Below are 22,815 nucleotides of genomic sequence, written 5' to 3'. Positions count from 1 at the left end.
ACTCCTTTTTTTATTTACTATTGTTTATCGTTGTTATTGATTTTTTATCACCGTTATCGTTATTATTAATTTGTATTCTAGTACACACCACCGTTACATCAGAGGCGCAACTTAAGCTCATGCTCTATGACTATGCACTAGGTACTGTCCTCGACTACAACAAAAACACAGAGCGCGTAGAAAAAAGCACCTTGCACCATGACCCGGAAAGTGCAAAGCTTTGGAAAGTGCGAACTTTGGAGTAAAAAGCCCGCTACTACTTATAATATAAATCAACGTCGAACACCAACATTAATACTATGCTGCACAACAAAACTCACCTATGCAAAACTCACCCATGAAATGCAACACCACTCTACAAAATCATTGTTAACGTTAACGAATAACATCTCAAAAATCACTCACGCAACATAAAGTTAGTTAGTTAGTTAACTCAATCCCCTTAACTCAACAAACATACAGTGCAGCATAGACGACAAGACCAACCACTCATCACTTAACTTCTCCTCTTCCTTTTCCTTCTCCCTCTACCACTTCCTCTACTTGAAGAAGCTCCACCTTCCGTAGGAGCTGATTCACTAGCAGGCGGTGGTGAAGGTGGCAGACCTCGATTCATCCATGCTGCCAATCTCTCTCCTATATCTATATCATAACCCTCCCCAGTACCAGTACCAGTACCAGTACCAGTACCAGTACCAGTACCAGTACCAGTACCAGTACCAGTACCAGTACCAGTAGTAACTGTTGTAACTACTAGCGGTGAAACACCACCCGTCACCACAGGTACCGAAGATAAAGGTCCAGCAGCAGACACACCACTACCTGATAATACCGAAGAAGAAGCTATACTCGAAGAAGAAGCCATTCTCGAAGAAGAAGCCATATCAGCACTATACCTACTCTTAAATAATCTCTTAGGTGGAGCATAACCACCTCCTCTAGCCACTGTAGTAGTAGATACTCCTACCTCAACAGAAACAGAAGAAGCACTAGTTGTTGGCACTACTGCACGCCCAGATGATTCATCCTCTAAAGCTCCCAAAGCAACAGCACCCACTACCATAGGCAACACAACCTCTTCTCTAACCAACGATGGCGGCTCTGGAGAATCTAAGGCAGGAGAGGCAGTACCAACTGAAAGTTCAACTTCTTCCATAACTAATACTGGAGGCTCTGGAGAATCTAAAGCAGTAGAGGTAGTACCAACTGAAAGTTCAACTTCTTCCATAACTAATACTGGAGGCTCTGAAGTAGAAGTAGAAGGAGTAGGAATATCAATAACCAATACCTCTTCCTCAGATGAAGAAGGCCCATCTCCTTGCTCCCCATCCGATGCCGAAGAACTGTCGTCTATAGATATAACATCATCCCCCTCTGTAACTACTGAGACTTCGGACGCTACAACACCAACCATAGACAATTCAATTTCACCTCCCATAACAAACAATGGCGGCACCTCTGAAGAAGAAGAAGAAGAAGTAGTAGTAGTAGTAGTAGTAGTAACATTAACAATTGATACCTCCTCTTCCTCAGACGAAGAAGACCTACCTCCTAATATCCCCCCCGGTAACGAAGAATGGTCATCTACATACATAACATCCTCACCACCAGACTCCTCTGTAACTTCGGGCACTATTCCAGAAGCAAGTAAAAGTGAGTGTAAATCATCAATTCCTCCTCCTAAGATCACTGGCTCAGAAGGCAAGGCAACAAAAACATCTGTCGTAGAAAGATCGCCAACAGGAGACACACCACCACCAGTTGCAGCATCAGATTCTTGAACTGCAGTAGTTTCAGTAGAAAATCCCTCTCCTACTGACAACAAACTTGCAGGCTGAACTGCCCCAGGTTCTGGTTGTACTACTGATGCAGTCACAGAAGAACTAACGGCAGATACAGCAACTGCACCACTCACATCCGAAGTAGGTAAGCCTATACTGGAAACAAATCCTGATAACATAGATAAATATGAATGACCTGTACTATCGCCTCCATCAGAACCCTCTCTCGAAGTAATAGGAGCATCACCACTATCCTTCCTTACTCTTTTTTCAGGTTGCTTACTTGTCCCAGACGCCACTTGAGATCTCAATTGTTGAGGCGCAGAAACAACACCAGCCACAGAAGAACTACCACCGGCTACAGAAGAACTTCTAACAGGTACTTCAGTAGCACGTGGTACCACCACTCGTCCTCCTGCCCTTCCAGCGATTGCACCAGACCCTGAAATTGCCAGTGCAGGAACACCTGCCTTAGAATGAGCCTTAACAAAATCTTCCCCACAAAGCTCAGTAAGTGCTACCCCACTTTCAGATTCTGATAGAGCAAAAAAGAAGCGCCTAATGGATGCATCCCATTCTACTGCAAAAACACCCTTTATAGCTTCGATAACAGCTCTATCTAAAGACAACCAAAAATCTCTTAACCTGTCTCCCGTTAACGGCGACAAACTACCACTAGAAGAATCCCACTCTTCGACACTAGAAAGAGCATTAATAAAATCAGGACGGAACTTAGAACAATACGCGGCAAAGCATCTGGCCACAAGGCCAGTTTCATAAAGCGTCACATTAGATGTACACCAAGCACGTCGTTCATAACCAAAAAGCTTATACATAGCATCCGTCATTGGAGCTCTTACCATTTGCGGGAAAACACGTCTAGCCAATGCTTGAATCTCAGAAATGAGAGAATTAACCATTTCGCTAAACTCAGCAAATACTTGAAACCCAAATAAGTCTACAGAGCCAACAAATCCTGGCACACGGCGAGAAGAAGCAGCAGAAACACTTCCTCTAGAAGTAAGCGAAGTAGTAGTAGCAGTAGTTCTTCCGGAAGAAACCGAAGTGGTAGTAGTAGAACTTCTTGTAGAAGGAATCAAAGTAGTAGCAACAGTTACTCTAGAAGAAGAAACCGAAGTGGTAGTGGTAGTAGTTCCTCCAGAAGTAACCGAAGTAGTAGTAGCAGTAGTTGCTATAGGAGGAATACCACCCAAACCCTGTGAGGCCATAGAAACCTCTGCATTCCATGCAAGCTCTAAACACTCTCTAGCCTTGATCATCGCATTAACAAAAAACGATACCTTAAACCTCTCAGCTTCTTCAGCACTAAATCTCCGCCGCTCCCCAGCAGCAAGATGCAAGGAAGAAACAACTTTACAATAAACCCTAATGAGATACACTTGCCTAAAAAGACTATCAGCATCTGCTTCAGCAACAGCAAGTAATTCATCACGTAAAACAGAAACCTCACTTTCTCCGAGAACACCATGTGACGAAAATAATGCTCTAAGTCTAGGTCTAAAAATTGAAACAGCCACTTCTCCAACAGCGCGCAAAAAATTACTTTCCATACCAGACAATGCCATTAAATCTGGAACATAAACACAGAAACCACAATACTCCATAGTTTGAAAAGAAACGATACCAACTCCTTCTAGCGGAATATTTGTTCTAGTAGGAGCAGGAGGAGGAGGAGGATCAGGAGCAAGAGCAGGAACAGTTGCTCTCATAGCAGGACGAGACACAGCAGCAGAACCCCTAGGAGCACGTTCCTTGCCTTTCCTACTTCTAGTACCACTGCTACCCTTACCTACAGAGGTGGTAGCAGTAGTCAAGGTAGTAGAAGTAGCTGGTGTAGTAAGAGTAGTGGGGGTAGCAGCAGCGGTGGAAACAGTAGCGGGAGTTACTACACCCAACACACCACCAGTCAAAGCCTGCGCTTGCTGCAAGCCACCGCCCTCACCTTGACCAGTACTATCACCATCTACAGAATCAGGATCATCACCGCCAACCCCAGTTACAGGATTCATACCCAACCCTTCCCTTACTTATTATTATTATCGTCAGTTTTTATAATCGTTATTACTAATGAATAATTAGAATAACTAACACGCACCTCCACCACGGCAGACGCACAATCTGAGCACAGACACCTGCGCCAACCTACAGCCACAGCAAAATACAGAACACGCAGAAGAAGCAACTCACACTACTGTTACTTATGTAAACGCACCAGGAGGGTAAACATGTTGGAGTTAACCATCAAATAACACCAACACTATGCACATACAAGCAACAAACCACCCCGAAGGCAGATCAAATCTAAAATGCGATCTTATTTATCATGCCTTTTCCGAATCGCAAAAGGACAATGATGTACTGAACAGCAAAACCCATCTATGAAAAATAGCCACCAATAATCGTGCAATATAGAAGCACACATGCTAACTAATAGCAAATTAATATCAAATTAAGTCACAATAAGTGCTAAAACCATTGCAGCCATCCACAGTGATTTATAACTATCTCTACCAACTTTTCTCTTGCACACATAGCCCAAACATCCAAACAAATTCAACATCATTGGTGAACTACACATGAATTAGATAACATACAATTAGTTTAACCGCCACCTTCATCTTTAGCGTTTATCAAGTTTTTTAATTTCTATCAACCACGTCACCGATCCTACAGAATGGAACAAACAAACTATTTATCCCCCAGCATATGAACCAAATTACTATCATACAAGGAACTCGTTCCATCACTAAACGATGCAACCTAGGAAAGAAACTTTTATCAAAAACCTCTTTTCTACTTCATATATACGATCTCAATCTACAGTAATAATCTAATTCTAAACTGATCAAACACAAGTCAATCAATATTAGAAACACCCATCGCCCTTTTAGCTAATAAACATATTTCTTCAAAAGCAGCCTTAGTTCAATTATTCTGGTTAGACAAATATAAACCTTTACTTTATGTTATTTAGTCAATAAACATCATAACTAGTAGTAATTGTACGCAAAAATCATTAATTCTATATGTATTTATGTATAAAACAAGAATGAATAATAAACCGACCTTAATATGTAAAGTGCAGTAAATAAAATTACATTAATCAACTAGAATGTATTGTGCGACATACCATTAAATGACAACAGGACCAACTCTCATCTCGACTAATTTATACTTTCCCTTACACCCTCTTCCCTGGAGACTACCTCTCTGTAAAAAAGATGATCCACTTCTACATGTACCAGCAAATAAAGGTATCGATGGCAACTTATTTCTCAGCTATATCGTCATTTCTATCCCACATCCTCCCTCTCGCCAAAAACATCAGTGGCAGCTGCTACAACATTATTCATCTTCACAAACACCAACTAGGAAGTCCAAAGATACTACTACTGATAAGAACTGAAGAAGACCCAATACCAGACCAAGAATATACCTGACTACGAATAAATTATTTCTTAAGTCTTAAGCTACGAATAAATTCTTTCTTAGGTCCCAAGTAAATAAAAGAACTACCGCTAACCGTGGGACGTTCCTCTACCGCAGTAGAAATAGTAGAAGATGTACTAATTGCAGCCATTATTGGTTGCTCAGATGAAGACGAACTCAATCCACCTACTAAATCCTCCGATAAAGAAACAGCACTGGCTATAGGTGAACCAACTTCCCTAACCAGCGCAGTAGGTTCTGTAAAAGGTACAGAAGACGAAGAAATATCAACCACTACCCCTGGCTCAGATAAAGGTACGGGCGAAAGTACAGGAGGTAAAGAATCTAATCCCCCTAAACTTCCCGGTACAGAGGTAACCCCCCTCCAAGATGACTCATATTCTTCTGAAGCAGCAGCAACTAACGCTAGCGTCTCAGATAAAGACAAAGATAAAGATGGAGAATTTACTCTCTCCAAACTTCCCAACACTGAAGTAACAACAACCGTCTCAGATATTTCATGATCCTCTAAGGAAGAATCCGATTCTGCAACCTCAGATAAGGGAGAAGATAAAAGTGCAGTTAAAGTTGAAGAATCTCCACCACCATCTGAACTTCTAGACACGGGAAAAAGATCAGCAAATGCAGTACCCTCATAAGACACATCTGAACTAGGTAAGTCTTCAGGAACTATTCCCAATTCACGTAAAATTAAATGTAAATCAATCTCACATCCCGCAGTCACCGGTTCAGAAGCAGCAATACCCCTCGTATCCGATGTAGCAACTTCACCAATCAACACAGATTGCTCTGGAGAAGATGAATAAACATCGCCAACCAATGCAACTAGTTGAGATGAAACAAAAGGAGATTCATCTCCCGACCCACCCGAGGAAACATAACTGGTAGATGCAACCACATCTTCAGACACATCCGGAGCAACATAGCCAGACACATTTGATCTAGTAGGTAAAACGATACCAGAACCAAGTGCCTCTAACCCAGATAAAGGTGAATAATCTACACTGCCCGAAGTTCCTATCACAGAAACAACATCAGCAGCTCTCGTAACAGAAACAAAATCAGCAGAAGCAATACCAGATGAAGCTTCAGCAATAAATGTTGCAACAGTAGGTCGCTGCACAACTTCAGCAGAAGGCATATAAGCAGAACCAGAATCACCACAAACTGTAAACATACTAGAAGGATGACTTGTCTCAGATCCTAATTGTGGTATCGATTGAGAAGACCTAGAACTACTAGCAAAGCCAACACCAACGGTTTGCGATAAAGAACCTCTCTTTTCAATAATTCCACTGTAGGCTGAAATTGCCAACAAAGGAACTCCAGCATTTTTTTGAGTGCTAACAAAATCTCTTCCACAAATAGTAGGAGTACTCGATGACTCCACTTCAGCGTCTACAGCAGTAAAAACACTTCCGGTAGATCTACTCCACTCTAGCCTAAAAGTAGATAGTATAGCGCCTCTAACAGCATCATCTACACGTACCAAAAAATCCCTTAATCCACGACCAGTCAATGGCGCTAATATACGTCTGGAAGGATCAAATAATACCTGTACACTAGAAAGATAACCAATAAAATCGGGACGGCACCTCGCGTAATAACCTAAAATACAACTAGCAACGACATTAGTCTCGTACAATGGCTTATAAGTTAGGCACCAAATATACCGTTCAATTACTGTAAGCTTGGTCATATTCACGGATAATTCATTACTTACCATATCTGAATAAGTACGCTTAGCAGATAAAGTAATTTCAGAAATAATGCGCTTAAATGTTCTATCAACATCAGGAAGTACAGTAAATCCTAGCAGGCTAACACATTTAACGGAAGGTGGAACGTAGGTGAAATTAGCATTGGCTAATGATCCAGGGAAAGAAGTGATAGTTGCAGTTTTTCCAGAAGAAATACTATTCAAAGAGTCACTGGAAGTCTCACAACTCCATACATATGACAGACAATCATTAACCTTAGTAATTGTCTTATCACTAAACTTTTTAACAAATTCTGTGACTTCCTCAGATCTAAAGGTCCTCCTCTCTCCTTTGGAGAGAAGCAAGGAAGACTCAACCTTAAAACTAATCTTTTTAAGGTATGCGCTATTAAAAAAAGTAACCGCATATCCTAAAGCGTTAGCAAACAATTCATGGCGGCACAAAGAAATTTCGCTTTCTTTTAGTATTCCATGTACAGAAAAATGTTTCAAAATATAAGCTCTAAAAGTTACAGAAGCATTCTTCTCAACAGCACGTAAAAAATCATTTTCCATAGCAAACAGAGCCAGTAAATCTGAAGCCAAAACCTTAAAACCACAATAATCTAGAGTATCAAAGGAGGCGAGGCTAACAGGACGATGACAAGTCACTACTGGAGCAGAAGTAACTGGGGCAGGAGTAACTGAAACAATAGCAGCTGGAGCAATAACAAATGAAGCAGGAGCAATTTTTTTTACCACAGATGTAATAGTTTTAGAAGCAATAGCCCTCTTAGGTGGAGAACCCTTGCTCTTTCTACTCTTGCCCTTACCTATAGAGGTAACGGTGTTAGTAAAGGTGGTAGAAGAAGTAATTGAAGCAGTAGCACAGGTAGCCCCAGCAACTACGCTAACGGGAAGAGACTGAACTTGCTGCAAACTACCACTTGTACTTTGATCAGTATGATAATCACTAAAGGGATCAGCTCCAGCTCCAGCTCCAGTTAAGGAATTCACACCTAACCTCTTGCTTAAATTGACTGTTAATGTTCCCACCACCTAACAGCAACATTACCACTACCTAATAGAAACTATCTACAACCAAAAAACACACCCAGAGTACGGAGCAATATCCCAGACTAGTAACAGCACAGAAGCATAAAATCCATGGGCAACACAACACATACATGTGTACCACTGCACATGTTATTACTACAAAAAAATTCACAAACAATAACGAATAAATAACGCAAACAAACCGCACATCAATCAATAAATACTGAACAAATATTCAATAAAGCCAAAAACCCACGAGCACAACCCACCCACCACCAGCATAAGCGGATAATGATGTACCGTATGATGAAAATTATCCGTTAAAAAAACAACAATCTACAGTCGTGTAGGATACGAACTTATAGAACAATTAATGGAAATACTAACAAAAAATAAACCACACATACTATGTGTAATAAAATTAAAATTATTAGAAGGCTATTATCACCTAAAATGGTGGAACTTGCTGCCTTACAGCTATAAGCAGAATACAAAACAAAATAAACCTACAGTTTTCACCGCACCGCTACTCTTAGCTATATCATCCATCTTATCACCATTGACCGTAACATAAGTATCCAAAACAAATTGTAAATAAAGAATCTTTGTCCTCTAGCCTCTAAAGTATAGATGGTGCCGCTACATCAACCACTCATTACTTTCAACTGAGAGTTATGCAATCCATAGAAAAACTTTTGTCAAAAATACAAATATCAATGTTATCTACATTTTTAACCTTATAATGTAATCGTAAATTAACCAAAGCAAACACTAGAGGCACATGTTGTTCTCTAGAAAACAAAAAATATGAATAATTAAAAATAAGCATGATTTACGCACAAAATAATTATCTCTTAAAAGCCTGAAGAAACTACGGTAGAGATTCTTTTATCAACAACATACGTTAGTAAATAAAGTAATTGTTAAGATAAAAACACATGACTATCAATAACAGTAACAAGCCTTTACCACTTGAAATATTATCATTAGCATTAAACTGTTATTAGAATACATAAGCTCAACTAAAGGAACAACCTTACTGTGCCAGAATTAAGTATATACGACTTCATTAATATTCTTAGTTCTTAACTAATCTAAACCCCAAACATCTATCTTCAATTTGGCTAATAGCAGTACTTACATCATTATCTAAACACCTAATGTCAATTCAAAGAACAAATTGAATAAACAATGCTAATCATGCCACAATAACTCACCAAAAAATACCGCAACGTGCATTAAACATTGTGGATATAAAAGTACCAAATATTCAAACAAAGTACAAAATTCATATATCAATATATTACATAAAGTAGGTCATTTAATAAATAACATACAATTTAACGTTATAGATAATATTGTTTTGACAGAGATTAATAATACGATACATGTATAACCTTTTCAGTAAATATACATATAATTTTGTTGTACTTACTACATACGCAAGATATACAATTATTTGATTGGTACTCGCAATCATTGATACAAACTATTATCTACTTCATTGATTGCAGAAATTACCAAAAAAATACCAATAACATTTATCTAAATCTAAAAACCTTTGTTAGCAAAATCCAAAATCACCGCTATCAACTCACAACGGAACAAAAATTACAAAATCTAGCATGACACAAAACAACACAAGCCATCACATTCAGATCTTATTGTTAGCTTAATGTTGATTTAATAATTAATTATATTTCAATATTTTCTAAAAAAACTACCACAAAAACAAGAAAGTCATAGATATAAAAAACACGTAACATACTTAAAAAATGAAAAAGCAGTGCAACCACCAAAAATAATACTAAGCAAGATACAGAACCTACGTAAACTAAACGAGAATACTAATCATCAAGCAAAACCTTCAATCGTAGCGCAACACACATCGTAAAGACCTTATAAGGTCACCTAAAGACTCTCGTGTAACACAATATAGGAACACAAACACCCTTTCATTACACTCACCACTTAACTTCTCCTTTTTCTCTTCCTTCCTCTTCCTCTTTTACCACCTGGAGCACCTTGCTGTGTTTCAGGAGGTGGCGGTGTCGGTGGCAAACCTCGATTCAGTATTGCTGCCAATCTCTCTCCTACATCCCCCCCCTCCTCATCAGCAGTAGTACCGCCAGTAGCAGTCACACCACCACTAACAACACCCACAGACGCAGAAGAAGAAGGTCCAGCAACAGCACTACCACTAGTAGGCGAAGAGGATAATTCAGAAACATGTCTACTCATGTATGATTTTTTGGGTGCAGCAAAATAGCCACTACCAGCTGACGTAGATGGTCCTTTAACTTCAGCAAAAACAGAAACGGAAGAAGGTACAGTGGTCATCACTAGCTGTTCAGGTGAAGGCACAGGGGATGATGCCTCACCTACTAAAACTTCCAACTCAGAAACAACACCTTCCGCAGAAACAGTACCTTCCGTAGCTAATCCAACTTCCATACTCAATACAGGTGACACTGCACGAGAGGAAAGATCGGCACTGAATCCTGATCCAGATAGAGTTGAAGATAAAGATAGAGTTGAGGATGGCGAAGGCGAAGATGTAGGTGCGGGTGAAGCTGAGGATGAAAATGGAGGTGAAGATGCAGAGCCAGGAGAACGTATGGGTAAAAAATACCCTGCCATTAAACCTGAAGAATCTCCACCTACTCCAGGACCCATCGATGCGGAAGTAGCAACCCTCTCAGGTGTCTCATACCCTTCTACAGAAAGTGACGGCGAAGCAACAACAACCAATTCTTCGGTTTGCGCTAAGGCAACTGATGCTACCCCTACCTCATCAGATAAAAGTGAAGGTGCAGATAAAGTATCTTCATCACCTCCCTCCATGGACGCAAAAATAGCACCAGCATGAGTTACCTCATCCGTAACAGATGAACCTAAATCTACAGAAAGTGACGGCGAAGCAACAACAACCAATTCTTCGGTTTGCGCTAAGACAACTGATGCTACCTCTACCTTATCAGATAAAGGTGAAGGTGCAGATAAAGTATCTTCATCACCTCCCTCCATGGACGCAAAAATAGCACCAGCACGAGTTACTCCATCCGTAACAGATGAACCTAAATCTACGGAAAGTGGCGGCGAAGCAACAACAACCAATTCTTCGGTTTGCGCTAAGGCAACTGGTGATACCTCTACCGCATCAGATAAAGGTGAAGATGCAGATAAAGTATCTTCATCACCTTCCTCCATGGAAGCAAGAACAACACCAGCAGCAGATGCACCAGCATGAGTTACTTCATCCGTAACAGGGGAACCTAAATCAAGAGAAAGCGGCACTAACCGTGAACACGAACCAGATAAATCCCCCGAAGTTCCTGGCACAGGAGAAACTCTTGCAGTAGAAACACCAGCAGCAGGAGAAGACTCATCCGGGTCCCCAGCAACAGCACTAACAGCAGATCTAGTAGCAGACGATGACACAACAGATGCTTGCACAATCCTAACAATTGGAGCTACCCCTAACACTCCCTCAGTCTGAACTGCCACAGATTTCATTTGAGACGACTCATTTTCCGGAACTACTTTCTTTCCGATAAGAGCTTTAGTGGATGAAGTCGCCAACCCAGGAACCCCAGCGACATTATGGGCATTAACAAAATCTTCCCCTCTAAGATTATGGACAAGTAATGACCCCGATTGATCCTCTAAGTCAGTAAAAACACTTATGTTAGAAACAGCCCACTCAAATGCGAAAGAATCTAACATACACTCCCTAACAGCTCTATCTACTCGTACTAAAAAATCTCTTAATTCAAGCCCCATCAGTGGCACTAGGGCACCACCAGAAGGACTCAATACCATAACACTAGAAAGAGGATCGATAAAACGAGGACGGATGTCAGAAATATACCCAGAAACACCCCTGGTCAAAACATGTGTTTCATACAATTGCCTATTAGTTATGCACCAAATATATCGTTGAACTGGCGAGAGACAAGACATAATAGTGCTAATCTGCTTTTCTACAAGAATCGCAAAAATACGCTTAGTCAGTGAACGAACTTCAGAAAGAAGAGATTTAATCATTTTAGCAGTCTCAGAAGGCATCTCATGTCCCATAAAATCAACGCAACTAGGAGATGATTCGCCCTGATGACAATGAGCCAAAGATGACGTAGGCAAAGGTTCAACACGTTCTTGAGATGACGTGGGCAAAGGTTCAACACGTTCTTGAGGATAAACACTATCCGGAGAAATATGAGAGATCCCCTCACTCCATACTTTTGTCAAAATCTCATTAGCTCTAAGCATTAAACTAACACTCAACGATCTCTTAATACATTCAACCTCTTCAGAGTTAAGTAATTTTCTCTCCCCATTAGATAAGTGCATAGAAACAGCAAGAACCTTACCAACTCTTAAAAGAAATACTTTTTCGAGAAAAGCAAGCGCATCCCTTGAAGCATCAGCAAACAATTCATCACGTAGAACACGAAGCTCTTCTTCTTGAACCCTGCCATGTACAGAAAAATAGGATCTAATACCCCGTCCAAAACCTTGAGCAGCATTACATCCAACAGAACTTAAGAACCCACGCTCCAGAGCACTTACTGCTAATACACTCTCCTTATGAACCGCAAAACCACAGCAATCAACAGTATCAAAAGAAGCGATACCAACATATTGAGTTCCGGTTGATACTGGAGCTGGAGCTTTTGGAGCAATAACAAAAGCGCTGCTAGGGGTAACAGAACCCTTGGGGGCAGGACCCTTACCCTTACCCTTACCTCCTCCTCTACTACTCCTACCCTTACCCACAGAAGTAGAAGCAGTAGTAGCAGGGGCAACAACGGTAGCGGTTAGGGCAATAGTAGCAGTGGTGGCTAAGGTAGTAGTAGCAGTGGTGGCTAAGGTAGCAGCAGCAGCAGTGGTAGTTAAGGTAGTAACAGCAGTAGTGGTGGTGCCACTCAACACACCAGCGGAAGAAACCTGAACCTGCTGCAAACCACCTCTCTGACCAACACTACCTTCCCCACCAACGTCAGCACCAGCCTCAGTTCCAGTTCCAGTTCCAGTTACAGGCTTCATACCCAACCCCATACTTATTATGTGATATTTATAATTAATTTTTGTATATTTTTGCGTACAATCTGTTAACACCTACAAACTACAGTATGGGCGCGAACTGGCGAACACACACGACACTTACCTAAAATAGAAACTCTCTCAGAGCAAACGAAAGACCGCTCTGTGCTGTCGCTCCCTCGTAACAACGCAGGCAGAAGGCGCAAACGCAGCAAATAGCACACCCAAACCTATCCACGCCATTGCATCAAATAACATTACACGCACACTGCAGCACCGAAAAAACAAAAATACAAAATATAGAAATAGCAAACAACTACATGCACAAAACACACATATGCAATACACCAAACACAAAATTATTTAACCAACCGATACAATAACCAGACACACGGGCACGTTGTAGCATTGACTGTAGTTATTATAGTTATCTTCCACTGTCGATAATCAACAAATCTACATTTAGACAAGCCAGACGGTTGATAATGTACCTAATATCAAGGATCATCTATGAAAAATTACGGTTTGAAGTTGCATAAAGATACAAATCTTGATCAACAATTAATATTAATATCAACAACAAATAAATCACAATAATTCAAAATATTACCGCCCTTCTTTCTCACATATACCTTCATTATCTAGACACTGCAGATAAGCTCACAATCTAGCATTAATTTTAAAATCACCCCCTTTAATCTTAATATATTAGGAACCTAAGAAACACTGATGTAGTGATAAAGATAAATGAGCACATAACAACAGATACTACTACACAACATCGTTATGTAGAGACAAACATGCACTACTAAATTAAAATAGTATTACCCCAATAAATCGGTAACCACAGGTGTTATAGCTGCGATGTTGGAATTCTAGTTTCGGATAATTTATCTCTTTGAATTTGGAAATAAAAACTCTTCTTAACAACAATGTCAACATATGCTAATCAGCAAGCTATTCCCAATATATAATTGATATGGCAGCATCACTTACTTACATTGGCAGTACCATATCAAAAATAACTATAACTATGATAGACACTAAAACTAACCATTGCTTTTAGTAATATGTGAGCAAAAAAATAGAATGAATGACTATGAGTATAAACACAATACTTACTGTGTGATTACACATTAAATAAAAAATCTTACTACAAGTAATGGCAAAAAATTATAGTCAAGAGCACTAATTTTATCCATAAAATAAAGTGTTACTCTATATTGTAAGGCGCTTCATTATTTACTTTACTGTACTTTTAACAAAAAAAGTGGATGCCAATAAATGCTATATAACTGGCGTAGGCCTAAGAACATGTGGCAATTGACGTAGATTTAGGGGCTACAAAAACATTTTGTAGCCCAAAGGAAAAATCTATTTTATCTACTTCTTACGCACAAGATTACAGATATTCCCACTACACTATTTACCTAATTGATCATGTTATAACTATCTATCTTGCTCTATCACTGCCACTCATAGAATATCTTTGCTTACCAGAGTTGTTCTTAGGCTTTGATTTACCTCTATCAATCAAGTAAAAATATATCCTTCTAGTACTAAGATCGACATCTTTTAATTCCACGTTAACACGATCTCCTAGGCGAAACCTTATCCCACTAGATTTACCAATTAAAGAAAATCTCTCGGAATCAAAAATAAAATAATCCCTGCCCAATTTAGAAATGTGAACTAACCCTTCTACCGGATACTTATCTAACAAAACAAATAGTCCTAAATCAGAAACCGAAGAAATCATCCCAGAAAAATTTTCTCCTAGACAAGAAATCATAAAACAGCATTTTAAAAAACTGTTAATATATCTAGAAGAATTTTCAGACACTCTTTCTCTAGCAGAGCAATGATCAAGATAATTTGACAAATCAAACTTAACTTCACCATTGCCCGATAAATAAGAGTCTATTGCTCTATGTACTAGTAAATCGGGGTATCTGCGAATTGGAGAAGTAAAATGAGTATACTCTTTTAGAGCTAGTCCAAAGTGGCCCTCGTTTTTATTTCCATATACCGCATGCTGCATGGAGCAAAGAACATATAATTGTAAATATGAAAGAGAACGTCTGGAAAACTCTAGCAAAACCTCCTGCATACCTTTAGAAGTCGACAAATTGGTAACAAAACTGCTCATACCAAACAACGATAGTAGCCTTTTAACAGAAGGTAATCTATCATCCATAATACCACTGTGATTTCTATAAACAGATCCAGGTAAATTATTTGAGGATAGAAAATTTGCTACACAAGTATTTGCAGCTAGCATACATTGCTCGATCATTTCTTCTGATGAGCATCTACTGTGGTGATATACATTACATACCTTATCATTGTCATACTCAAAACAAGCACTAGGAACATCGAAATTTATCATCCCCCTTTGATCAGATCTCTTCTTTAGTAATGTAAAAACATCAAATAAAGTATCTATCATTCCAGTTAATTCAGGCATAACATCATGTTCACAGCCATCCCAATAACCCTGGACAGAATTATAGCTTAACCGTTGACGTGACTTAATTTTAGCTGGGTAGATTTCGTATGATGTTATTGGATTATTAGTTACAGAACTAATGATCATATCGCAGCACAAAACCAAACGTACCTTATTGGGCAACAAAGAACATAAATCTTCTGAAAGCACAGTGGGAAGCATAGGAATAACAGCTGAAGGAAAGTATATTGAAGTACCTCTTACATACGCTTCCTCATCAATAGCACTGTTCCAAGGCACATATGATGAAACATGTGCTATAGCAACAATCAAATGAAAACCGCCATCTATTTTTTTTGCAAAAACGGCGTCATCAAAATCTTTAGCATCGTCACCATCAATAGTAACAAAGTGATATTCTGTGAGATCCCGTCTCTTGCTAACTGGGTCGCTAAATTTTTTAAGCCGTTCTATATCGGCATTTATGGAATCTGGAAATGACCTTGGTAACTGAAAAAATGAAATGGTCCTTTCAATAGCTTGAGACAATAACCCATTGTCTTCAAACAATGAAAGGATAGTACAACGGTAGCGCTTATCGTTTTCATCATAAGAGTCAATTAGTACTTGAGCACACGTCCTCTCACTTATATCGTGGTGCTTTATACCACTTATATCTATAACTCTATGTGATAGATCTCTGTCCTCTGGCAGAGCAACCCACTTCTTACTGCGCTTATAAAAGCAACAAATACAGATTTGTTCAGGGTTAACACGCTCCAAGAATTTTACAAATCCTGGCTTCGAGCAACATTCTTCTACAGAACAAACATCACCAGGCCATAGAAGATCGATTTCTGCGCCTTCCAATAGGAAACGCCCGTGATGACTGCCCAATCCTTCCACAATCACACGCTCTTGCTGAATTCGGCGAACAACAACCCTAAATACAATCGGGCTAATAGACAAAATTACACCCCTCTTACAAACCCTGCGGTACCAATCGTACCAGAATGTAAGAGAAAACCTTTATGAAGGAAAAGGGAAAACAGAGTACCTTTCAACTTTTTCTGCATGCTCACTCAAGTACGAGTTTATCTTATCACGCAATTCAAGAACGTGATCACTATCATCATCTAAAGATACCCCAACTCCCTGAGTACGACGATCCTCAGCATTTGGTGGAACAATCCACACTACCCTTGATAAAACCGTATAAACAGTAGAGCCAGATGGTACTTTTACAAAAACCCTAACAACATCGCCCAAAGAAAAAGATTGGTCAGTTTTAACAAAAAAACCACCATTACTGAAAAAAGTGGTATACGAAGACAACAGATCCCTGCCATTAGATAAGTTCAAATCAAGTGACGGTATATCGCTGCTATCTCTGGACCCCTCTAAAGAATCAACCTTGCCCTTAGAAACAACATCCCCCTCAGACAATTTACCAGAATTGTTACTAGTCGCCTGCTTAGGCTCAGGACTTTTCTGCTTTTTACCAGAGGAACTCTTAGCTGTCTGTGCATCCATATTGTATTTCTCGTAATTGTAGTTTTATAGTTAGCTACCCAAATGTATCACAGAGTAAAATAGTACTCTGCTAACTCAAAAAGGGGTGATATCCCATAACATGCTCAAGGAGTAACTCATAATTTGGCAACGCACTACAAAGCATGCGATAAGATTCCTGCATTTGGTCAAAAAAACCCAACCAAGCTAACAAACCACCACTTTTCTCATGTAACGACAAGTTTTCAGATTCTGCGCTCCAGTAATAACTAATATGACTTCGCAATATAACTATAATTATGTCTAGCAAAACCATAATAGCTTGATGGGATGTCAAAAACTTAGACCACGCCCTGATTAGTTCTTTACATGAAGAAATAGTTTCCCAAAAATTAAATGGTCTAATAAACAGTAAACTATGGATCTTACCTAGGATAGTATATGTTCCTGTTGCAATAATTATTAATGCATAGAATGGTCGATGGATAATAAAAGGCACAATAGGAGGAGGAAGTAACGACATTGATGAAGACGATATTTTCAGTAACCACGACTCTACAAAATTTGCTCTAGGAGCGGAGACACGGAAGTGCACTTGACAACGACTTAGAAGTGTCTCCTTGAGGAGGTGAGGAGCATAGCTCATAAGAACGAAAATGGTTTTTGAGAGAGGCTCCTCCAAAGTTTTGAGCAGGGCCTGGGAAGCACTTTCAGTTAGAGATTCAACTGGGGCAATAAAAACTACACGAAGACCGCGATGAGTAGATAGTGAAAAAAAATTAGACAAGTCGCGCACTCTGTCTACAGAAATACCAGATAAACTTTTATCTGAATCCCCACTATCAGTCCGACCGATATTCACAGATGGGGGCAGAAACTCTAACAAGGACGACCTTGACAGCAAACACCGCAAATCGGGGTGAGTATCAGCCATAACCCAACGACAACCAACACACACACCACACGGATAAGAACTTCCAGTACCTTTTTCACATAACAACGAGGAGCTTACTAAATACGATAGCTTAAACAATCCCGTCAAAGTCAACCCAGATAGGAGCAATACCTGAACTGTATTGCAACGTACGACATCCATGACACGCTTATATTCATCATCGTACCACGGAAACAGAAAATGCGGATCAGAGCATTGCTTCTCATAGAGATCGTGCCAACAACAATCTATCATTAGTTTCAATCCAGAGCAATAGATGATGAAATTATGCCCTTATCAACAAGGGAACAATCAATGATTTCTCTAATAATATCTATAGGTTGTGTAGCATCAATAACGACAAAACGGCATGGATCTTCCTGAATTCTTCTCTGATAAATAGCTCGTACGCGCGCAAAAAAATCACTTGATTGTAATTCGAAACGATCGACGTTAGCAGGATCTAACCTTTGGCGCAACACGTCAAAAGGTGCATCAAGAAAAAATGTTAGGTCTACATTTGGTAAAGTCAATACTTTCTCTATAGCATAAATCTTGCTGTAAGACATGCCGCGGCCACCGCTTTGATAAGCGTACGTGGCATCCATAAAACGCTCGCAAACTACATACTGCCCAGAACTTAATGCAGGTAATATTTTCTCCGAAACATGCTGGAGTCTCATGGACATTGCTAGCATACACTCAGCTTCAACGGAAATATCAAGGCACAAAAATATAGGACGAAGGCGTTCACCATAATCAGTTCCCCCTGGCTCACGAGTCTTTAAAACAGAGTACCCACATGTTCCCAATCGCGACTCCAACCAAGAAGCATGGGTACTTTTGCCAACCCCATCAAGACCCTCCAAAGTTATAAAATATCCTTTTTTCACAGCTATATATTACCCTATATGATAGGCAGTAGTGCGTACACGTCCCGCCGGCATAAACATTTTAACAGCCTTATTGTGCTGCAATAAGGAGTGAGAAAAGTAACTAGAACCATCACCTTTGGCAACAAAGTAATAGTAGCTGGTTTTGTCAGGATGAGCAGCGGCAATAAGAGATGATACACTCGGGAAACAGATAGGCGTAGGGGGCAATCCAGCACGACGGTAGGTATTATGTGGATGAAATTTCAGCAGATCGTGGTTCTTTGGATACAACCGCTCAGAACAGTGAGAATTATAGCAAACAGTAGGATCACTTTGCAAAAACATTTTATTCCTTAACCGGTTATAAAATACACTAGCAACCTTAATCTTTTCACTAGAAATATTTACCTCCTTTTCAATAAGAGATGCTATAACCAAAAGATCGTACGACTTTCCCAAAGGAACACCAGCCTGATCACGCTCTACCCAAATATCATTTATAATTTTTATCATTTTTCTATGAGCACGCCGCAATAGGCTGATATCATCCTCCCCTGGAGCGTACATATAAGTATCTGGGAAAAGCAAGCCTTCCATGGAATGATGCTCTCTATCAGATAGCGATAGCAAGATATCACGATTGCTCATATTACCAATTTTGTGATCTATATCGGGAGTAGTATCTAGTTTATTGCGAATCATACTCCATGTGCTTCCTTCGATTATGGTAAATCGTCCCATGCGAGCTTTACCGTGACAAAGCATACTAATAAGAGTGTATAGTGATTCTCCAGCAATAAAATCGTAATATCCAGCATAAAAAAAAGATTTGCCACAGAGAAATTTCTCTGCCGTACGCCATACCCAAAAAGGCACATAAAATCCTTCTTGTCTAGCTTGCATGGCAATTTGGTATAGGGTCATATATTTTTTAACTGGCAGAGAACGTCCAACAACATCTATAGGAATGGGCCGGAAAACAAAAAAATAATATGTACCTAGCAAAAAAACAAATAGAATGGATAACGAAATAATTGTGTGGCGCAGAGCAGTCATACATGAATCTTACAAAAATTGCTGCCGTAAGGGGAATATTGTGCCGAGTTTAGTAGATATTTTGCACGAAGACACCAAAATAGTGAGTTTGACCGGGTTTTCGCACATTTTAGCTACAGGAACCGATGCTATATCTTTTCTGCATAACCAGCTCACAAATGATTTAAAGAAGCTTGACCCTGATAAATGGCAAATATCGGCCTGGTGTAACCCCCAGGGACGCATAAAGGCCGTGCTATGGATCTGGAAAGACGAACAAGGAGTACACATTATTCTACCAAAAGCACTAGAATTACGCTTCATAAATGACTTGGAGCGCTATATTCTACGCTCCAGGGTCAGGTTAATGACAGTAGGTCAATCTCAAATAGCAGCCATCATGGGGCCACAAAATGCTGTTGAAACAAACATTTACCGCATGGAGGATGGTACCACGGTGCTATGCTATGATCAACTTGGACGGTTACAGGTATCAAGTGAAATACACCCTATAGAATGTCGTAATCATGACTATGTGGATCTATGGAATGCCCACCTGTGGCATTGTGGGTATGTATGGGTGTTACCTGAAACATATGAAAAAGTTATACCTCAGGCTATTGGACTTAGATCAGGAGTAGGGCTTAGCTTTGATAAGGGTTGTTATCCTGGACAAGAAGTAATTGCACGTACTCACTACAAGGGACAATCCAAGAGAAATCTTTATCGCTGCCAAGTTGAAGCCAACAAAATGGTACTGGTTGGTGAGTCAGTAGTGCATGACAAAGAGGAAATAGGGATAGTGATGGGAGTAAGCAAGCTCCCAGAAGAAAAAACACATAGGATCCTATGTGTTTTAATTGACGAAAAAATAGGAAATGGGAACCTATCTCTAACAAACAACGAGAAAATAGAAGTAGTAGATTTAGTTAAGCATTAGGACAACCTGCCCTGACGACGACGATCTGATTCAGATAGATACCTCTTACGTAGACGAATCTTAGAGGGAGTAACCTCAACTAGCTCGTCTTCAGCAATGAATGCAATTGCTGCCTCAAGAGACATCTCTATTGGTGGCACTAAATCTATGTGTTCATCTTTACCGTCTGCTCGTATATTAGTTAGTTTTTTCTCACGAATGGGATTGACAACGAGATCGTTCTCTCTACTATGAATACCAATAACCATTCCTTCGTAAACTGGCTCTCCTGGACCTATAAATAACCTACCCCTTTCCTGTAATTTCCACAGCGCGTAGGCCACTGCAACACCCTGCTCTTGTGAGATAAGAACCCCCTGAGTACGCGATACAATTCCGGTGGAAATTGCAGGTAAATATTCATCAAAAATATGACTCATTATACCTGTACCACGGGTCAAATTTAAAAATTCGCTCTGAAAGCCAATTAATCCACGTGCAGGAATACGATACTCCAGCCGTGTACGCTCCCCATCTACTATAACTAATTCAATTAACTCACCACCTCGCATACCAATAGCCTGCATAACAGAACCTTGGTTGGAAGTATCAACCTCCAATGTCAGACGTTCGAAGGGTTCGCATAAAACAGAGTCTATCTCCTTACGAATAACCTGAGGCCGGCCCACTGCCATCTCATAGCCTTCGCGTCTCATATTCTCAAGAAGAATAGAAATATGTAATTCCCCCCTCCCGCAAACTTCAAAAATATCATGATTATCGATTTCGTGAACTTGCAGAGAAACATTTGTCAAACATTCCCTCTGCAAGCGCTCACGAATTTGGCGTGAGGTCAAAAACTTACCTTCACGCCCCGCAAATGGTGATGAGTTGACTAAAAACGATATCCGCAAGGTTGGCTCGTCAACAGATACTACTGGAAGTGGCTCCACGGCGTCTGGATGACAAACTGTATCGCCTATTGACAAAGCGTCTATGCCTTCAATTTGAACAATATCACCTGCCAAGGCGCTACTCATCTGAACTCTGTTTAAACCGCTAAAACCGTATATAGCTGAAATAACAGTCTTTAAACATTTACCACTACAGTTGCAAACCACTACACTATCGCCAGATCTTAAAGAACCGCTATGTATACGACCTATGCCAATACGTCCCACATAGTTAGAGTAACTCAGCTCTGAAATTTGCAACCGCAGTGGTGCATCAACATCGGATATAGGACTAGGAACCACCTCTATAATTGTCTCAAATAATGGAACCATAGAATTCTTATCGTCATTTAGATCCTTAACTGCCCAACCTTGGATAGCAGATGTATAAACCACAGCAAAATCAAGCTGTTCGTTACTAGCACCTAAGCGATCAAAAAGATCAAATACCTGATCAACAGCTCTATCAGGATGGGCATGAATTCTATCAACCTTATTTATAACAACAATGGGACGCAATCCGAGAGACAACGCCTTTTTAGTAACAAAGCGTGTTTGTGGCATAGGCCCTTCAACAGCATCCACTATAAGTAGAGCACCATCAACCATTGATAAAACACGCTCAACTTCTCCACCAAAATCAGCGTGACCAGGGGTATCAATAATATTTATGTGTACCCCCATGTAATCAACTGCTGTATTCTTAGCCAAAATAGTTATGCCACGTTCTTTTTCTAGATCATTAGAATCCATCACACGCTCAGCAATGTGCTGGTGAGCTTCAAAAGCGCCTGCGTGGTGCAATATCTTATCAACTAGGGTAGTTTTACCGTGATCCACGTGAGCTATAACAGCAATATTACGTACATTACGTTGCATAAATTGACTAATCTTTCAGCTAAGTGTAAAAGGCCATCATTATACAGAATAACCAATTTAAAACATATTGGATCGATGATAAAAAAACTAGTAGCAATAAGTAAAGACACCTGGCTATGCAGTTTAGTGCATTGATCTCATTAAATATGGATTAGCTTTAGAAAAATAATAACGTTAGGTATGCCGCATGTTTATTCCATAACACA

General features: G+C 39.9%; 13 protein-coding genes. 1 reads left to right on the top strand and 12 read right to left on the bottom strand.

Annotated features, from left to right (window positions below; genetic code table 11):
* Positions 1–496: 496 nt before the first annotated feature.
* The 11 genes from A6733_RS08425 to mltG form a co-directional block, all read right to left on the bottom strand.
* Positions 497–3,811, bottom strand: coding sequence for a hypothetical protein (locus A6733_RS08425; RefSeq protein WP_141663485.1), 3,315 nt, complete (start codon positions 3,809–3,811; stop codon positions 497–499).
* Positions 3,812–3,825: 14 nt separating this feature from the next.
* Positions 3,826–3,954, bottom strand: coding sequence for a hypothetical protein (locus tag A6733_RS09725; protein WP_278183856.1), 129 nt, complete (start codon positions 3,952–3,954; stop codon positions 3,826–3,828).
* 980 nt (positions 3,955–4,934) lie between these two features.
* On the bottom strand, positions 4,935–5,069 hold the full coding sequence (locus A6733_RS09720) for a hypothetical protein (RefSeq protein ID WP_278183917.1): 135 nt from the start codon (positions 5,067–5,069) through the stop codon (positions 4,935–4,937).
* A 184-nt stretch (positions 5,070–5,253) separates the two neighbouring features.
* Positions 5,254–7,968, bottom strand: a complete 2,715-nt coding sequence (locus tag A6733_RS07495; protein ID WP_092460727.1) for a hypothetical protein — start codon at positions 7,966–7,968, stop codon at positions 5,254–5,256.
* Positions 7,969–9,978: 2,010 nt separating this feature from the next.
* Positions 9,979–13,056, bottom strand: coding sequence for a hypothetical protein (locus tag A6733_RS07490; RefSeq protein ID WP_092460724.1), 3,078 nt, complete (start codon positions 13,054–13,056; stop codon positions 9,979–9,981).
* 65 nt (positions 13,057–13,121) lie between these two features.
* A complete protein-coding gene (locus A6733_RS09105; protein WP_175330633.1) occupies positions 13,122–13,268 on the bottom strand; it encodes a hypothetical protein in 147 nt (48 codons plus the stop codon).
* Between the two features lie 1,238 nt (positions 13,269–14,506).
* Positions 14,507–16,471 (bottom strand): ribonuclease R family protein, encoded by a 1,965-nt coding sequence (locus A6733_RS07485; RefSeq protein ID WP_175330567.1) that lies wholly within the window; start codon positions 16,469–16,471, stop codon positions 14,507–14,509.
* Positions 16,472–16,531: 60 nt separating this feature from the next.
* Positions 16,532–17,035 carry a PilZ domain-containing protein gene (locus A6733_RS07480; RefSeq protein ID WP_092400695.1) on the bottom strand — a complete coding sequence of 168 codons (504 nt, stop codon included), beginning with the start codon at positions 17,033–17,035 and terminating at the stop codon, positions 16,532–16,534.
* A gap of 70 nt (positions 17,036–17,105) precedes the next feature.
* The gene (locus A6733_RS07475) at positions 17,106–18,203 is read right to left on the bottom strand and encodes a DNA polymerase III delta subunit-related protein (protein WP_092400697.1); all 1,098 of its coding nucleotides are present in this window, start codon (positions 18,201–18,203) and stop codon (positions 17,106–17,108) included.
* Between the two features lie 5 nt (positions 18,204–18,208).
* The gene (gene tmk, locus A6733_RS07470) at positions 18,209–18,841 is read right to left on the bottom strand and encodes a dTMP kinase (protein WP_175330568.1); all 633 of its coding nucleotides are present in this window, start codon (positions 18,839–18,841) and stop codon (positions 18,209–18,211) included.
* Positions 18,842–18,850: 9 nt separating this feature from the next.
* Positions 18,851–19,879, bottom strand: coding sequence for an endolytic transglycosylase MltG (mltG, locus tag A6733_RS07465; protein WP_092400702.1), 1,029 nt, complete (start codon positions 19,877–19,879; stop codon positions 18,851–18,853).
* 40 nt (positions 19,880–19,919) lie between these two features.
* Here mltG and ygfZ point away from each other — a divergent pair, with 40 nt between their 5' ends.
* Entirely contained in the window at positions 19,920–20,798 is an 879-nt protein-coding gene (ygfZ, locus tag A6733_RS07460) for a CAF17-like 4Fe-4S cluster assembly/insertion protein YgfZ (RefSeq protein WP_175330569.1), read from the top strand.
* Here the strand turns inward: ygfZ and typA are convergent.
* On the bottom strand, positions 20,795–22,609 hold the full coding sequence (typA, locus tag A6733_RS07455) for a translational GTPase TypA (protein WP_092400708.1): 1,815 nt from the start codon (positions 22,607–22,609) through the stop codon (positions 20,795–20,797). The two genes, ygfZ and typA, sit on opposite strands and share 4 nt — an antisense overlap.
* Positions 22,610–22,815 lie beyond the last annotated feature (206 nt).

This window comes from Candidatus Ichthyocystis sparus (assembly GCF_900078745.1).
GTDB classification, from domain to species: domain Bacteria; phylum Pseudomonadota; class Gammaproteobacteria; order Burkholderiales; family 2013Ark19i; genus Ichthyocystis; species Ichthyocystis sparus.
Note: the sequence above shows the minus strand (reverse complement) of the source record. Positions and strands in the feature narration are given on the sequence as shown.

What these genes read in the sequence shown, in the direction of transcription:
- mltG (WP_092400702.1), bottom strand. Translation starts at nt 19,879, where the DNA reads ATGACTGCTCTGCGCCACACAATTATTTCGTTATCCATTCTATTTGTT.
- A6733_RS08425 (WP_141663485.1), bottom strand. Translation starts at nt 3,811, where the DNA reads ATGAATCCTGTAACTGGGGTTGGCGGTGATGATCCTGATTCTGTAGAT.
- A6733_RS07475 (WP_092400697.1), bottom strand. Translation starts at nt 18,203, where the DNA reads ATGATAGATTGTTGTTGGCACGATCTCTATGAGAAGCAATGCTCTGAT.
- typA (WP_092400708.1), bottom strand. Translation starts at nt 22,609, where the DNA reads ATGCAACGTAATGTACGTAATATTGCTGTTATAGCTCACGTGGATCAC.
- A6733_RS07480 (WP_092400695.1), bottom strand. Translation starts at nt 17,035, where the DNA reads ATGGATGCACAGACAGCTAAGAGTTCCTCTGGTAAAAAGCAGAAAAGT.
- A6733_RS07490 (WP_092460724.1), bottom strand. Translation starts at nt 13,056, where the DNA reads ATGAAGCCTGTAACTGGAACTGGAACTGGAACTGAGGCTGGTGCTGAC.